At 68.2% G+C, this 13398-nt stretch carries 15 protein-coding genes and 1 tRNA gene; 9 read left to right on the top strand and 7 right to left on the bottom strand.

The genetic code is table 11. The annotated features are described in order from the left end of the window. The first annotated feature begins 66 nt into the window (after positions 1-66). Together F3S47_RS13330 and F3S47_RS13325 are read left to right on the top strand one after the other, a co-directional pair. Positions 67-861, top strand: coding sequence for a putative sodium/potassium/calcium exchanger (locus F3S47_RS13330; protein WP_150445774.1), 795 nt, complete (start codon positions 67-69; stop codon positions 859-861). A 128-nt stretch (positions 862-989) separates the two neighbouring features. Further along, on the top strand, positions 990-1331 hold the full coding sequence (locus F3S47_RS13325) for a DUF2853 family protein (RefSeq protein ID WP_150445773.1): 342 nt from the start codon (positions 990-992) through the stop codon (positions 1329-1331). Positions 1332-1335: 4 nt separating this feature from the next. Here the strand turns inward: F3S47_RS13325 and F3S47_RS13320 are convergent, their stop codons facing one another. The 4 genes from F3S47_RS13320 to tsaD are packed head-to-tail and all read right to left on the bottom strand — an operon-like array spanning position 1336 to position 4222. After that, the gene (locus F3S47_RS13320; RefSeq protein ID WP_150446162.1) at positions 1336-1731 is read right to left on the bottom strand and encodes a DUF1761 domain-containing protein; all 396 of its coding nucleotides are present in this window, start codon (positions 1729-1731) and stop codon (positions 1336-1338) included. 42 nt (positions 1732-1773) lie between these two features. Continuing rightward, positions 1774-2196, bottom strand: coding sequence for an EVE domain-containing protein (locus F3S47_RS13315; protein ID WP_150445772.1), 423 nt, complete (start codon positions 2194-2196; stop codon positions 1774-1776). Next, positions 2196-3155, bottom strand: a complete 960-nt coding sequence (locus F3S47_RS13310; protein WP_150445771.1) for an NAD(P)H-dependent glycerol-3-phosphate dehydrogenase — start codon at positions 3153-3155, stop codon at positions 2196-2198. Before F3S47_RS13310 ends, F3S47_RS13315 begins: the two co-directional genes overlap by 1 nt. Then, positions 3152-4222, bottom strand: coding sequence for a tRNA (adenosine(37)-N6)-threonylcarbamoyltransferase complex transferase subunit TsaD (gene tsaD / locus F3S47_RS13305; RefSeq protein ID WP_150445770.1), 1071 nt, complete (start codon positions 4220-4222; stop codon positions 3152-3154). Before tsaD ends, F3S47_RS13310 begins: the two co-directional genes overlap by 4 nt. A gap of 67 nt (positions 4223-4289) precedes the next feature. On the opposite strand from tsaD, the gene F3S47_RS13300 reads away from it, so the two are divergent. The 4 genes from F3S47_RS13300 to F3S47_RS13285 all read left to right on the top strand — a co-directional run bounded on the left by F3S47_RS13300 (position 4290) and on the right by F3S47_RS13285 (position 7986). After that, on the top strand, positions 4290-4991 hold the full coding sequence (locus F3S47_RS13300) for a uroporphyrinogen-III synthase (RefSeq protein ID WP_191090190.1): 702 nt from the start codon (positions 4290-4292) through the stop codon (positions 4989-4991). Positions 4992-5062: 71 nt separating this feature from the next. After that, complete coding sequence (locus F3S47_RS13295; RefSeq protein WP_150445768.1) at positions 5063-6364, top strand: COG4223 family protein; 1302 nt, start codon at positions 5063-5065, stop codon at positions 6362-6364. Positions 6365-6378: 14 nt separating this feature from the next. Next, the gene (locus F3S47_RS13290) at positions 6379-7869 is read left to right on the top strand and encodes a heme biosynthesis protein HemY (RefSeq protein ID WP_150446161.1); all 1491 of its coding nucleotides are present in this window, start codon (positions 6379-6381) and stop codon (positions 7867-7869) included. Between the two features lie 41 nt (positions 7870-7910). Then, positions 7911-7986: transfer RNA gene (locus F3S47_RS13285), tRNA-Thr, on the top strand. A gap of 86 nt (positions 7987-8072) precedes the next feature. On the opposite strand, the gene F3S47_RS13280 is transcribed toward F3S47_RS13285, so the two are convergent. Then, positions 8073-9284 carry a sensor histidine kinase gene (locus F3S47_RS13280; RefSeq protein ID WP_191090189.1) on the bottom strand — a complete coding sequence of 404 codons (1212 nt, stop codon included), beginning with the start codon at positions 9282-9284 and terminating at the stop codon, positions 8073-8075. A gap of 154 nt (positions 9285-9438) precedes the next feature. Here F3S47_RS13280 and F3S47_RS13275 point away from each other — a divergent pair, with 154 nt between their 5' ends. Next, positions 9439-9633 carry a hypothetical protein gene (locus F3S47_RS13275; protein ID WP_150445766.1) on the top strand — a complete coding sequence of 65 codons (195 nt, stop codon included), beginning with the start codon at positions 9439-9441 and terminating at the stop codon, positions 9631-9633. Between the two features lie 385 nt (positions 9634-10018). Here F3S47_RS13275 and F3S47_RS13270 read toward each other — a convergent pair whose 3' ends face one another. Further along, a complete protein-coding gene (locus F3S47_RS13270; RefSeq protein ID WP_150445765.1) occupies positions 10019-11035 on the bottom strand; it encodes a DoxX family membrane protein in 1017 nt (338 codons plus the stop codon). Between the two features lie 177 nt (positions 11036-11212). On the opposite strand from F3S47_RS13270, the gene F3S47_RS13265 reads away from it, so the two are divergent. Continuing rightward, positions 11213-11407 carry a DUF1737 domain-containing protein gene (locus F3S47_RS13265; RefSeq protein ID WP_191090188.1) on the top strand — a complete coding sequence of 65 codons (195 nt, stop codon included), beginning with the start codon at positions 11213-11215 and terminating at the stop codon, positions 11405-11407. Positions 11408-11421: 14 nt separating this feature from the next. After that, the gene (locus F3S47_RS13260) at positions 11422-12429 is read left to right on the top strand and encodes an alpha/beta hydrolase (RefSeq protein ID WP_150445763.1); all 1008 of its coding nucleotides are present in this window, start codon (positions 11422-11424) and stop codon (positions 12427-12429) included. A gap of 57 nt (positions 12430-12486) precedes the next feature. On the opposite strand, the gene F3S47_RS13255 is transcribed toward F3S47_RS13260, so the two are convergent. Continuing rightward, complete coding sequence (locus F3S47_RS13255; protein WP_150445762.1) at positions 12487-13398, bottom strand: transglutaminase family protein; 912 nt, start codon at positions 13396-13398, stop codon at positions 12487-12489.

Below are 13398 nucleotides of genomic sequence, written 5' to 3'. Positions count from 1 at the left end.
ACGGGGGAACGACCGAGGGGGGCTGCGCGTCGCTTTGCCAATAAGTCATTCTCAGGAGAGACTATCATGACCCTCAAGAACCTTATGCTCGGTACCGCCGTTGCCGCCCTGTTCGCGGGCCCCGCCCTGGCTCAGGACGACACCACCGAAGGCGACACCGAAGCCACCACCGAGATGTCGACCGACACCGAAGCCCAGGCCGAGTCCGGCGCCGAAAGCGAAGGTGAGGTCGAAGGCGAAATGGAGATGGCCGAGGACGCTGAAGTGTCGTCCGACGCAGAGAGCTCCGAAACGGCCGAAGGCGAAGACGCCGAGGGCGACATGGCTGCCGAGGGCGAGTCCGACATGGCCGCCGAAGGTGAAGGCGATATGGCCGCCGACGGCGAGTCCAACATGTCCGCTGAAGGCGAAGGCGAAATGGCCGCCGAAGGCGATATGTCCGAAGACGCCGCCACCGGCGAAGGCGACGGCATGTCCACCGACATGACCGAAGGCGACACCGGCATGGCCGAAGAGGGTCAGCCCACGTCCATCGCCGAAATGACGGTCGGCGAGTTCATCGGCCTCGTCGTCTTCTCGCCCGAAGACGAGCGTATCGGCGAGATCGACTACGTGGTCGAACAGGACGGCGGTCTTGCCGGCGTGATCGGCATCGGCGGCTTCCTCGGCCTCGCCGAGTACACAGTGGCGATCCCGATCGAGGAATTCCAGCTGCGTGAAGAAGGCGACAGCCTCGGCCTCGACGCCACGCGCGACGCCCTCCGTGAGCGTCCCGAGTTCGACGAGACCGGTGTCGAAGGCCTCGAGGATGACGTCGTTCTCGGCGACATGATGGAGAGCGAGGAAGGTTCGGACTCCTAAGGTCCAGCCCGACCACCTCTATCGGCCGCGCAGCCCCGCTGCGCGGCCGTTTCTTTTGACCCGACACGTCGTCCGACACTACCCTTGCCGCGCGGCCAGCATGCGCCGCCGAGGGGGAGACCGGAGACATGAGCAAAAGAGACAACCTGATCGCGATCTACGCGGACGACCTGCGCCTGAAGTGCGGCATGGAGCCCGACATGGACCTGCTCACAAAGGTCACCATCGGCTGCGGCCCGGCGATTTACGATGCGGACGCTGCGACCGTGGCGGCGGGCCAGCCGCACGAGTTGGAGACGATACGCTCCAACTTCCTCATCAGGAAACTTGGTTTGCGCGACAGCCCCGAGCTGATGGATGCGATCGAAGAGGTCATCGAGACCTACGGCAGGTCCGAGACCAACAAGTACCGTGCAGTGGTCTACTACATGCTGACCAAGCACTTCGGCCGCGAAGGGGTCTATCTCTGACCCGTCAGAAGAGAACCAGCACCAGCCCCGCCAGCCCGCACCCGATGGTGGCGTAGCCGCCGTCGATGGCCGACAGCACGGGCGGCCGCATGGCGTATCCGTTGTTCAGGACGATCCAGGGCGTGATGAAGAAGGCGCCGATGCCCAGGCCGCCTACGAACCCGGCGCCCAGCGTTTCGATCCCGGAGGTCGCGAAGGTGTGCCGCATCATGATCGTGACGACGAGGATGCAGACGGCAGAGGTGACGTAGGGCACCGGGCTGCTGGAGTTCGCGGGGCGGCCCTTCTCGTCGGACGGAACGCTCGCCGCCTCCATCCAGGGCTTCGAAAGAAAGCCGTACCACACCGCACCGAAGACGAATGCCGCGGCCGCCGCCGCGATGACGCTCACGAAACCCATGTCGACCTCCGTATGTCCTGTGACATCGCGGAGCATGCGCCCTCAGTCGGGATTCGTCTGCCCCATTTCGCAGATGCGGCGCCATTCTTCCGCGGTCACCGGCTGCACGGACAGCCGCGTGTTCTTCACCAGGACCATCTCGGAGAGCGCCGGCTCTGCCTTGATCGTGTCGAGCGACACCGGCGTCTCGAAGGGACGGACGGCCTTGATGTCGACGCATTCCCACCGCGCGTCGTCGGTGGTCGAATCCGGATGAGCCTCGGCGATGACCTCGACGATGCCGACGACGGCTTTCTCCTTCTGCGAGTGGTAGAAGAAGCCCCGGTCGCCGACGGCCATCTCGCGCATCATGTTGCGCGCCTGGTAGTTGCGGACCCCGTCCCATTCCTCGCCCGCGTCGCCCTTGGCGACCTGGTCGTCCCATCCCCAGGTCGAGGGCTCGGACTTGAAGAGCCAGTAGCGCATCACTCCTCCTTCAGCGGCCGGGACAGAAGCTGGCCCAGGGCGTCGGAAATGTCGATCTCCCCGTCCACCACATCGGCGACGAGACGGGTGATCGGCATGTCGATCCCCTGCTCGCGAGACAGTCGCGCCACGGCCTGCGCCGTCTTCACGCCTTCCACCGTCGCGGAGGTGTCGAAGTCCTCCCCCGCGCCCCAGGCGAGCCCGAAGCGGTAGTTCCGCGACATGTCAGAGGTGCAGGTAAGGGTCAGGTCGCCGAAACCCGAGAGCCCCATGAGTGTCACGGGATCGGCCCCGCGGTGTGCGGCCAGCCTCTGCATCTCGGCGAACCCCCGGGTCATGAGCGCGGCCCGCGCGCTCACCCCGTAGCCCTTGCCGATGCAGGCGCCGCAGGCGATGGCGATCACGTTCTTCAGCGCACCGCCCAGCTCCGCGCCCACCACGTCGCTTGTCCGGTAGAGCCGGAGGCACGGCGTCGACAGGCTCTCCTGCAGCCGGATCGCCTCTTCCGGGCGGGCGCAGGCCAGCGTCAGTGCCGTGGGCAGCCCCCGCGCGATATCGGCGGCGAAGCTCGGCCCGGTCAGCACTGCGGGCACCGCGCCGGGCAGGGACTCCGCCACCGTGCCCGCCGCCCCGGTCAGCGTCTCCAGGTCGATGCCCTTGCAGCAGGCGACCAGCGTCGTGCCGTCGAGCCTGTCGCGGTGGCTCTCGACGAAAGCGCGGACGGTCTGCGCGGGCATCGACAGCAGGATCGTGTCCGCCTTCAGCAGCTCTTCCGGGTCGGAGGTCACGGTCACGCTTTCGGGCAGTTCGATCCCCGGAAGCCGTTCCTTGTTCTCCCGCGTCTTCGCCATCTCGGCGGCGGTGTCGGGGCTGCGGGCCCAGAGCGTCACCGCCCCGTTGGCCGAGAGCGCCACGGCGAGCGCCGTCCCGAAAGCCCCGGCTCCTGCAACTGCGATCATGCCTTCGCTCCCTTTCTGCCCGACCCCAGCAGCGCCGGGGATCGCGTGTCGAGTGGCCAGCGCGGACGCGCGGGGAGATCCAGGTCATCGGTCTTCCCGGCCTTCAGCCGCTCCGCCCCGGCGTAGGCGATCATCGCGGCGTTGTCGGTGCAGAGCGCGAGCGGCGGCGCCACGAAGGCCACGTTCCGCGCCTCGGCGATACCGGTCAGCGCGGCGCGGACCGCCCCGTTCGCCGCCACGCCGCCCGCCACAGCGAAGCCCGTGACGTCCGGCGCCGCCTCCAGCGCCCGCCGGGACTTCTCCGCGAGGATCGCCGTGACCGCTGACTGGAACGCGGCGCAGAGGTCGGCGCGGTCGGTCTCGGTCAGTCCGCCCTTCGCGGCGACCATGCCATCCCGCGCCCTCAGCAGCGCCGTCTTGAGCCCGGAAAAGCTCATGTCGCAGCCGGGCCGATCCAGAAGGGGACGGGGCAGGGGAAAGCGGCCTGCGTTGCCGCGCTCCGCCGCGCGCTCGACGTGAGGCCCACCCGGTTGCGGAAGCCCCAGCAGGCGGGCCGTCTTGTCGAAGGCCTCGCCCGGGGCATCGTCGATGGTCCCGCCCATGCGGGTGAAGCTCTCGGGTCCGTCGACCCGAAGAAACTGGCAGTGCCCACCCGATACGAGCAGCATGAGGTAGGGAAACTCGAGCCCCTCGGTCAGCCGCGGTGTCAGGGCATGGCCCGCGAGATGATTCACGCCCACCAGCGGAATGCCGGTCGCGGCGGAAAGACCCTTGCCGCACATCACACCCGCGAGCACCCCGCCGATCAGCCCCGGCCCGGCCGTCACCGCAATCGCGTCGATCTCGCCCAGCGACACACCGGCGCCCTCCAGCGCCTGCTCGACGCAGAGGTCGACCTTCTCGGCATGGGCACGGGCGGCGATCTCGGGCACGACGCCTCCGTAGGCCGCATGCAGCTCGGCCTGTCCCATGACCACGTTCGAGAGGATCTCGCGGTCGCGCAGCACCGCCGCGGCGGTGTCGTCGCAGCTCGATTCGATACCGAGGACGAGGGGGGCGGAACTCATGGGGGGCGGTTGCTCCTGATCGGGCCTCAAGTAACACTGGCCCCCACGCCTCACAATGGCCCGTCCCATGCCCGCGCTGCTGCTCACCCGCCCCGAAGACCAGTCCGAGCGATTTGCGCGGCAGCTTGGCGACGCAGGCCCGGTGGTCATCTCGCCGCTGCTCCGGATCGAACCGCTGTCCCCCGACCTGCCGTCGGCCCGCACGCTGGTCCTGACCTCCCTGCGCGGGGCCGAAGCCGCCGCCCGGCTCAACGTTCCGCAAGGCACGCCCGCGCTCTGCGTGGGGGAGGCCACGGCCGAGGCCGCCCGGCTGGCCGGTCTCGATGCCCGTGCGGCCGCAGGTGACGCCGAAGCGCTCTACTATGAAATCCTGTCGCTGCAACCGCCTACACCGCTGCTGCACCTCCGCGGCCGCCACGCGCGCGGCGATCTCGCCCGGCGGCTGACGGAGGCGGGTCTGCCGACCGAGGAGCGTATCGTCTACGAACAGACCCCCCTCCCTCTCTCGGAAGAGGCGCGGCGCCTTCTCGCCGGGGCAGAGCCCGTGGTCGTCCCGCTCTTCTCCCCCCGGACCGCCGAATTGCTCGCCGCGGAGGGGCCCTTCGCCGCGCCGCTCCTCGTCGTCGCGATGTCTCCCGCCGTCGCGGAAGCGGTGGTCTCTCTGCATCCCGCCCAATGCCGCGTCGCACCGCATCCCTCGGCATCGGATATGCTCGCCCTGACCCGCGAAGTCCTTGAGCGCGGTCGCGGATCCCACGCGTCGGCTTGAGGCCACCTGCCCGGCGGGCTACGTTGCGGATCGGGCCCGAGCGGTCCCGTGAAGGCAGAGGGGGCGCGGACGTGGCGCAGGACGACAAGAGGACATCGACCGACCAGGGCGCTGAGAGCGTCCCGCCGGAGTATGCCGACATGACGCCCCTCCCTCGGTCCGGGCGCGACGTCCCGGTCTCCGAGGAAGCGCCGGAAGCGCCGGGCGCAGCAGAGCCCGAGACGCCGAGCCGCCCCGAGCCGCCCGCCGATCCCGTTCCGATCCCCGATCAGAGTACCGGCCCGGTGCCGGAAGCCCGCGCGCGGCGCAGCAGCGGCTTCGTGCCCCTGTTCCTCGGCGGCGTCGTGGCTGCCGCGCTCGGCTTCGGCGCCTCCTGGTATCTCGGCCAGCAGAACGGCACGCTCGACCTCGCCTCGGAACTGGGAGCGCGGGACGAAACCATTACCGGCCTGGACCAGCGTCTGTCCGAGATCGAAGCGCAGACCGAGGCGCTCGCAGAGGGCCCCGACCTCACCCCGCTCCAGCAGGAGCTCGAGGCCGCGACCAGCGCCAGCGCCGACACTTCGGCCCGCATCGACGCCCTGCAGACCGAGCTGGGTGATACGCTGGCCTCCTTCGGCGACCGCCTCGATCAGCTCGATGACCGGCTGACGAACGTGGAACAGCGCCCTGAAGCCGACGGAAGCCTGTCGGAAGAGGCCGTCGCCGCCTACGAGCGCGAGATCGCCGCCCTTCGTGAAGAGACGGCGCAGGCGGTCGAGGGGCTGAACGCCCGCGCCGCCGAGATCGAGGAGCGGTTTGCCGGTCTGACCGAGGAGGTCTCGACCCGGCTCGAAGAAATCCGCTCCGAGGCGGAGGCCATCGAGGAAGACACCGAAGCCGCCGCCGCCCGTGCCGCCGCGGCCGCCGCACTCTCAGACATTCGCGCTGCCATCGAAAACGGCGCACCCTTTACCGAGGCCCTGACGGCGCTGCAGGCGACCGGCGCGGTCGAGACGCCCGAGGCGCTGGCCGCGAACGCCGAAGAGGGCGTGCCCAGCCTGGCCGCCCTGCGCGACCGTTTCCCCGATGCGGCCCGCAGTGCGCTCGCGCAGGCCAGAGCGGACGAGGAAGGCGGCGGCATGGGAGCCTTCTTCACCCGCCAGCTCAATGTCCGCTCGGTCGAGCCGCGCGAAGGCGACAGCGCCGACGCCGTGCTGTCCCGCGCCGGTGCCGCCGTCGAACAGGGCCGCCTGGCCGATGCCCTTGCCGAGCTGCAGGACCTGCCCGACGACGCGCAGGAGCCGCTAACCGACTGGATCTCGGCGGCCGAGACCCGGATCGCGGCCCGTGACGCGGTCGAGACGCTCACCCAAGACGTTACGTCGAACTGAGGCGACACCCCATGATGCTCTGGTCCCTGATCAAAATCCTGGCCTTCGTCGCCGCCGTGATGGCGCTGACTTGGGGCGCTATCCTTCTGCTCGAGGTGCCGGCGAGCGCGACGATGACCGCCGGCGGCTACGAGATCTCGCTGAGCGCGCTTCAGCTCGTCATCGCGGCGATCGTGCTGGTGGCCCTCATCTGGCTGGCGTTCAAGCTGATCGGCCTGCTGGTCGCGACCTTCAAGTTTCTCAACGGCGACGAGACGGCGATCTCCCGCTACTTCTCCCGGAACCGGGAACGCCGGGGTTACGACGCCCTGGCCGACGGCATGATGGCGCTCGCCTCGGGTGACGGCCAGCTCGCGATGATCAAGGCCGACCGGGCGAACCGCTATCTGGAGCGCCCCGAGCTGACCAATCTCCTCGCCGCGCAAGCCGCCGAGATGGCCGGCGACAAGCGCAAGGCCGAACAGACCTACAAGGCGCTGCTGTCGGACGAGCGCACCCGCTTCGTCGGCGTGCGTGGGCTGATGAAGCAGAAGCTGGCCGAAGGCGACACCGAGACCGCGCTCAAGCTTGCCGAAAAGGCCTTCACCCTCCGGCCTAAGAACACCGAGGTCTCGGACACGCTCCTGCGGCTCCAGGCCGACGAGGAGGACTGGTCCGGCGCCCGCACGACGCTCGCCTCCAAGCTCCGCAACGGCACCATGCCGCGCGACGTGCACAAGCGCCGCGACGCCGTGCTGGCGCTCTCCGAGGCGCGCGACCAGATGGCCGACGGCAAGGAGGACAAGGCCCGCGACGGCGCGATCGAGGCGAACCGCCTGTCGCCCGAGCTGATCCCCGCCGCGATCATGGCTGCCCGCGCCCACATTGCGCGCAACTCGCCGCGCTCCGCCGCCCGCGTCCTCAAGAAGGCCTGGGCGACCAAGCCGCATCCCGATCTCGCCGCGGCCTTTGCCGAGATCCGGCCGGACGAAAAGCCGGACGCGCGCCTCAAGCGATTCCGCGAGCTCACCGGTGCGAACTCGGGGCACGCCGAGAGCCGCATGCTCATGGCCGAGCTTAACGTCGCCGCGGAGCATTTCCCCGAGGCGCGCCGGGCCCTGGGCGACCTGGTGGAGACCGATCCCACGGCTCGCGTGCTCACCCTGATGGCCGCGATCGAACGCGGCGAGGGAAAGGACGACTCGGTCGTGCGCGGCTGGCTGACCCGGGCGCTCAACGCGCCGCGCGGCCCGCAGTGGATCTGCGACAACTGCCACAACATCACGCGCGACTGGGCGCCTGTCTGCCCGAACTGCCACAGCTTCGACACCCTCACCTGGACCCGCCCACCGGAGTCCGAGGTCGCGATGCCGCGCGGGACCGAGATGCTGCCCCTGATCGTGGGCGCGCTGGACAAGAAGGCCGAGACCGACGACGAGGCGCCCGTGGAGGCCGAGGTCGTCGACGAGACGCCGGCGCCCGGTGCCGAAGAGACCCAGGGGCCCTCGGAAGAAGCGCAAAAATAGCCTTTCGCCTCCCCGGGGCCGGTGCTAAGAGGCGCGCCGTGGCCGGTGTAGCTCAGCTGGTAGAGCACGTCATTCGTAATGATGGGGTCGTAGGTTCGAGTCCTATCACCGGCACCACACTCCCCTGATCTTTTGCCTTTCTCCTCGGCGAGCAGAGCCTTGGAGAGCGAAGACTCCGAAAGGCTTGCCCCGGGGCTCGTCGCTCAAAGCGGGACCCGCGCCGCGGTCGGCACGCCGTACTCGCGCTCCGTCAGGCGAGAGGCTTCGGCCACGCCTGCCTCCTTTGCCTCGGTATCCGGCTCGATCGCGGAGAGCGGAACGGTCAGTTCGTAGACGAGATACCCCTGCTCGAGCCTCCGCGTGGCCGAGCCGCTGAGCATTCCGGGCACGACGGTGGTCAAGAGCTTGCTGCCGAACCCTCCGGCATCCTGATCGGGCAGGCTGGCTTCGCTCCCCCCGGGCCCGGCCTCTCTCCAGGTGAAGTTCAGGGCGGGATCCCCTGTGGCCCATTCCCGCAGGTCCCATCGCACGTCGATGGACCCCTCTTCGCCCGCCAGCGCACCGAACTTCTGCGCGTTCGTGGCGAGCTCATGGAGCAGAAGCCCAAGTTGTTGCGCGCCCTGCTGACCGACCGCGACCGGCGGCCCCTCCACTGCGATCCGGTCGCCGTATGTCAGCAGCGCCGGCTCCAGCTGCGACCGGACGATGTCCCCGATATCCGCCGACCGCGCCCCGTCCCCCCGGATGACCGAAGAGGTCGCCGAGGCGAGGGCATCGATCCGACCGATGAAGCTCTGCACGAAGTCGTCCTTGGACACGGCCCCGCGGGCCGTCTGGCGCGCGATGGAGGTGACGACCGACAGAAGGTTCTTCGACCGGTGCACCGCTTCCCGCGCGGCGACGGCCATCCGACCGTTGAGCTCCTCGAGCTCCGCCGTCCGGGCTTCCACCTTCTCCTCCAGGTCCCGCTGGGCCTCGCGCAGCAGGGCGAACGTCTTCTCGTGGGCCTCGACCTCCTTTCGAAGCTCGGCGTTCACACGCTCCAGCTCCGACGGCGCGGGGATCCGGACGAGCTCGGGGATCAGGCGGAACAGCATGACGGCCGTCGCGGCCGAGACGATGCCGGTGATCAGCTTCGTCACACCGTGCAGCGGATACATCGGCACCCAGAGCGTCAACATCGAGACCAGGTGGGTGATCCCGCAGAGCAGGATGAAGGCCGAGAACAGCGCGACCAGGCCGCGATACCTGATGTCCTGCCGCTGCCTGAGAAAGGACCAGAGCGCGATGGGGATCGCCGAGTAGGAGGCGAAGATCAGGAAATCCGACCCGACGAAGAGGATCACCAGCCAGGGCTGCCAGAACAGGCAGTAGCCATGCGGCATGTAGCTCGCGTACTCCAGTATCGCTTGCATGCGGGATCCCCTCGTTTCGGCCAGGAGCCATGTCTTCGAGACCGACATTACCCTCTCCGGGCCCGGACGCGAGCGGCTTCGCACCCCGGGGCCAGGGGAACCGGCGTCATAGGCGCTCCGTTATCCGGCAGACTCCAAGATGGGATGCGACGCCATGAGCAAGACACCGGAAAACGACGGCAAACCCTGGTCCGCCGAGGACATCAACGAGCTGAAGCACCTGGCCAGCGAGAACACGCCAACCCGCGTCATCGGTCTCAAGCTCGGACGGTCGGAAGAGTCGATCTACGACAAGGCATCAGAGCAGAACATCAGCCTCAAGCCGACCAACCAGTCTCCCTACGGCTGAACCCGCTGCGGTGGCGGCGCCGAATGCCACCCGGAGCGGCGTCCGCGGGAACCGATCCGGGCTCCGGGGGGTTCACTTCCCGCTACTGGCAAAAAATGTGTGACGACTGACAGGCCCCATGGATCACCCATGGGGTCTCTCATTCTGTCCGGACGGATCACGACCGTAGATCGAGGCCCGGGCACGGGAGTGGCACCCGGGCCTCCGCCTACTGGGGATGAGAAGGCGCGAGGACTTGGGACAAGTCGGAGAGGTCTACGCGCGCTCGACCGGGGAACGGACGCCCGGTCGCTCTCTGAGGCAGCCCTAGCCTAAGATGAAAAACCTTCTCCGCACTCGCCTTTTCCGGGAGTTCTCGAAAAAGTTACCTTAGGGAGGGCAGGTCTCAGGCACCGGAGGCGGCGGTCCCCGCTGACCGGAAGGCATGGGTGACCTTGATCCGACGGCCGTAACCCAGCAGCAGAAGGACGAGCGCGACGCCGATGATCGGCATGTGGCCGATGAACTCGACGAGTGCGGCTTCGCTGTTGCCTTGAAGGATGAAGACCACGTTCGAGATCGCCATCGTGACCGACAGCGCGAGGATGGCCAGGCGGGTGGTCGTCCCAAGGATCAGGACAATGCCGATCACCGCTTCCACCATGCCGGCCGACAGCACGAAAAGCCGGTCGTCGAAGGCCTCGACCCCCAGCCCCTGCATGAAATTCCACTGGTACTGCGCGACGAAGGTCTGACCGAGGGACGAGGGCGCGAGCTTTTCCCCGATTGCCAGCGCCACCAGGGAAACGCCGGTGCAGATCCGCAGGACATCGACGGAATAGGGCTTCAACCTCCGCTGAAGTTCGCCCTCCAGGCTGTTGAACAGCAGGAAGAGGGCGATCCCGATGTAGATGGCGTATTCCAGCGCTGCGAAGAGCCCGAACTTCATCGCGACACCGAGCTGAAGGACCAGCATCAAGGCCGCGGCATAGGCGATCCACCGGTTGGCGATCAGCATGATCCCGATCCCGGCCTGCATGAAGAGCATCGCCGTGCCCACCGGCCCGACGGCAGACTGGTGCGGTGCGAGAAGCGCGCCCTCGTACGCGGTCAGGAGAAAGCTCATGCCGGTGAAGACCCGGAGCAGCTCCATGAAGTCGTGCCGGGTGCGGGTCCCCGCGATCGGCGGGCTCGGCAGCTTGTCGTCGAGCCAGACCGAGGCCGTCACGAGAAGCCCCGCAAGCACCAGCCAGCCAAGAAAGACGGGGTCGCCGATGCCGTAGGTCGGAAGCGGAGTGGCGTCGGGATCGACGAACCAGTTGACGTGCGCGCTCGCCCCCGGAGCGGAGAGGATGACCGCAGTCAGCCCCAGCGCGAAACCACCCAGTGTGCGACGGCCGATCATCGGTTTCAGCCCAACCATGAGTCCTTGCTCCTTTTGCTCAGGTCCTAGATCGGCTCTGATCGCGCGGTTCCAAGACGTTCGCGGCGCTAGGCCGCAGTCCTCCGGCGGGTCCCGGCGGTTTTCCTAGAATTCTCAGCGTCCACTTTCGCGGAGGCGACGCTCGGGCTAGCCTCGGGCCGGATGAGGGAGACGCCCATGAGCCGCATCGCGGAATACAAGGTGCTGCGCACCTTCTATGCCAGCAACAATACTGACGGGCAGCATGACCGGCTTTCCAAACAGGTGAACGACTATATCGATGCGGGGTGGCAGCCCTTCGGCGCGCTCTCGCTTGCCGTCGCGGGCGACGTGGTCGTCGTCACGCAGCCCATCGTCAGATACGAGCCCTGAACCGGAGACGTCCCATGCGCCGCCGCCACGACATTCCCGCCGGCGAGGTCCGGACGCTCCGCGTCGAGAGCGACATGCTCGCCCGCAACATGCTGGGCGACCCCGTCGCGCGCGACGTCCACGTCTACCTGCCACCCGGTCACCCGGGCGAGGGGCTGCCGCTGCTGGTCGACCTCGCCGGGTTCACGGGCTCGGGCGCGGCCCATGCGAACTGGAAGAACTTCGGGGAGAACCTGCCGGAGCGTCTGGACCGCCTGATACATGAAGGCGCCCTTCCGCCCGTGGTCGTGGCGATGCCCGATTGCTTCACTCGGTTGGGCGGCAACCAGTACATCGATTCCGCCGCCATGGGGCCCTGGGCCGGCTGGCTCACCGGGCCCATGCTGCGCGCGGTCGAGGCGACCTTCGGATGCGGCGGCGAGGGGCGGCGCGGGGTCTTCGGAAAGTCCTCGGGCGGTTACGGCGCCCTCATGCACGCCATGCGCCACCCCGATGTCTGGTCCGCCGCGGCGTGCCACTCCGGCGACATGGCCTTCGAGCTCTGTTACCTGCCTGACATGCCGCAGGCCTTGCGGGCGCTGGCGAAGGCCGGCTCGGTCGAGGACTGGCTCACAGGCTTCGAAGCCGGCCCGAAGTTCGCCGGCGGCGGTATTCACGTCCTCATGACGCTTGCGATGGCCGCCACCTACGATCCGGATCCGGGGTCCTTCTGCGGCATCCGCCTGCCGGTGGACATGGAGACCTGCGAGGTGATCCCGGAGCGGTGGGAGGCCTGGCTGGAGCACGACCCGGTCGTCGCCGCGCCCGCCCATGTCCCGGCGCTGAAGGAGATGAAGGCGCTCTGGATCGAATGCGGCCGCGTCGATCAGTTCAACCTGCTCTACGGCGCCCGGCGTCTCACGCGGCTACTGAAGGCGGCCGGTGTCGCCCACGTCTACGAGGAATTCGACGACAACCATTCCTCGATCGACTATCGCCTCGACCAAAGCCTGCCGGTTCTCGTGCGCGCCCTTCAGAGCTAGGAGCGTGGGGCCAAAATGGTTAACGGAAATTCCGTTAACCATATTAGTGTAGTTATTTCAATAAGTTGAAACACTGTCCAAACTTGGACGCTCCATGTTCACCGGCACCACGTCCACCTCGTGCCGGGTCGAGTGGCTCCCTGAAGAGCGGAGCGCCCCCCGGATCGGCGCGACATCCGCGTAGTCCCGTCCGAAGGCGACCACGACGTGATCGTTGCCGGCCACCATGTCGTTTGTCGGGTCCACCTGCACCCACCCCATCTCGGTCCCGCACCAGGCCCGCACCCAGGCGTGCATGGCATCGGCCCCCTCCAGCCGCGCCCGCCCCTCGGGCGGCAGCGTCCGAAGAAAGCCCGAGACATATCCCGCCGGGATCCCCAGTCCCCTCAGAGCGGCGATCATGACATGGCTGAAGTCCTGGCAGACCCCCCGCCGGGCGTTGAACGCCTCGAGCGTCGGCGTGCTCACCTCCGTCGCTTCCGCGTCGAAGGCCATCTCGGCGTGCAGGGCATGGGTCAGCGCCGTGAGCGCGCCCAGGACGGACCGGGCCCCGCGCGTCGCGTCCCGCGCGAAAGTGGTGATCTCGGCGGATGGATGGACCCGGTCGGACCGCCCCAGGAAATGATGCGGCGCCTCCGGCCCGAGCGCGGCGAACCCCGCGATCTCACCCGGTAGATCCTCGAGCCGCGGCGCCAGGTCGAAGACCGAATCCGTAACCTCCCGCTGCACACGTCCAGTGAACGAGACGGTCATCTCGTCGACCGGCCGGTCGATGGCGATCTCGGTCGTCGGGTTGCCGAAGAAGTCCGTCCCGTCGCGGCGGAACGAGGCGGGCGGATCGGTCTCGATCCGGCCCGAGATCACCTGCTGGTCCGGCAGGCCACGCGGCAGGATCCGCAAGAGGTGCCGCCCCGCCGCGGCGGGCTGGTCGTAGTCGTAGCTGATCGAGAGACGGATATCGTAGAGCAT

Source organism: Histidinibacterium aquaticum, from assembly GCF_008710275.1.
Taxonomy (GTDB): Bacteria; Pseudomonadota; Alphaproteobacteria; order Rhodobacterales; family Rhodobacteraceae; genus Oceanicola; species Oceanicola aquaticus.
This window is presented reverse-complemented; position numbering and strand designations above follow the sequence as displayed.

Bases quoted from the DNA above. Each gene is read 5' to 3' on its own strand.
- F3S47_RS13280 (WP_191090189.1), bottom strand. From the start codon at position 9,284: ATGCAAGCGATACTGGAGTACGCGAGCTACATGCCGCATGGCTACTGC.
- F3S47_RS13275 (WP_150445766.1), top strand. From the start codon at position 9,439: ATGAGCAAGACACCGGAAAACGACGGCAAACCCTGGTCCGCCGAGGAC.
- tsaD (WP_150445770.1), bottom strand. From the start codon at position 4,222: ATGAGTTCCGCCCCCCTCGTCCTCGGTATCGAATCGAGCTGCGACGAC.
- F3S47_RS13255 (WP_150445762.1), bottom strand. From the start codon at position 13,398: ATGCTCTACGATATCCGTCTCTCGATCAGCTACGACTACGACCAGCCC.
- F3S47_RS13270 (WP_150445765.1), bottom strand. From the start codon at position 11,035: ATGGTTGGGCTGAAACCGATGATCGGCCGTCGCACACTGGGTGGTTTC.
- F3S47_RS13320 (WP_150446162.1), bottom strand. From the start codon at position 1,731: ATGGGTTTCGTGAGCGTCATCGCGGCGGCGGCCGCGGCATTCGTCTTC.
- F3S47_RS13315 (WP_150445772.1), bottom strand. From the start codon at position 2,196: ATGCGCTACTGGCTCTTCAAGTCCGAGCCCTCGACCTGGGGATGGGAC.
- F3S47_RS13325 (WP_150445773.1), top strand. From the start codon at position 990: ATGAGCAAAAGAGACAACCTGATCGCGATCTACGCGGACGACCTGCGC.
- F3S47_RS13300 (WP_191090190.1), top strand. From the start codon at position 4,290: ATGCCCGCGCTGCTGCTCACCCGCCCCGAAGACCAGTCCGAGCGATTT.
- F3S47_RS13290 (WP_150446161.1), top strand. From the start codon at position 6,379: ATGCTCTGGTCCCTGATCAAAATCCTGGCCTTCGTCGCCGCCGTGATG.
- F3S47_RS13330 (WP_150445774.1), top strand. From the start codon at position 67: ATGACCCTCAAGAACCTTATGCTCGGTACCGCCGTTGCCGCCCTGTTC.
- F3S47_RS13260 (WP_150445763.1), top strand. From the start codon at position 11,422: ATGCGCCGCCGCCACGACATTCCCGCCGGCGAGGTCCGGACGCTCCGC.
- F3S47_RS13310 (WP_150445771.1), bottom strand. From the start codon at position 3,155: ATGATCGCAGTTGCAGGAGCCGGGGCTTTCGGGACGGCGCTCGCCGTG.
- F3S47_RS13265 (WP_191090188.1), top strand. From the start codon at position 11,213: ATGAGCCGCATCGCGGAATACAAGGTGCTGCGCACCTTCTATGCCAGC.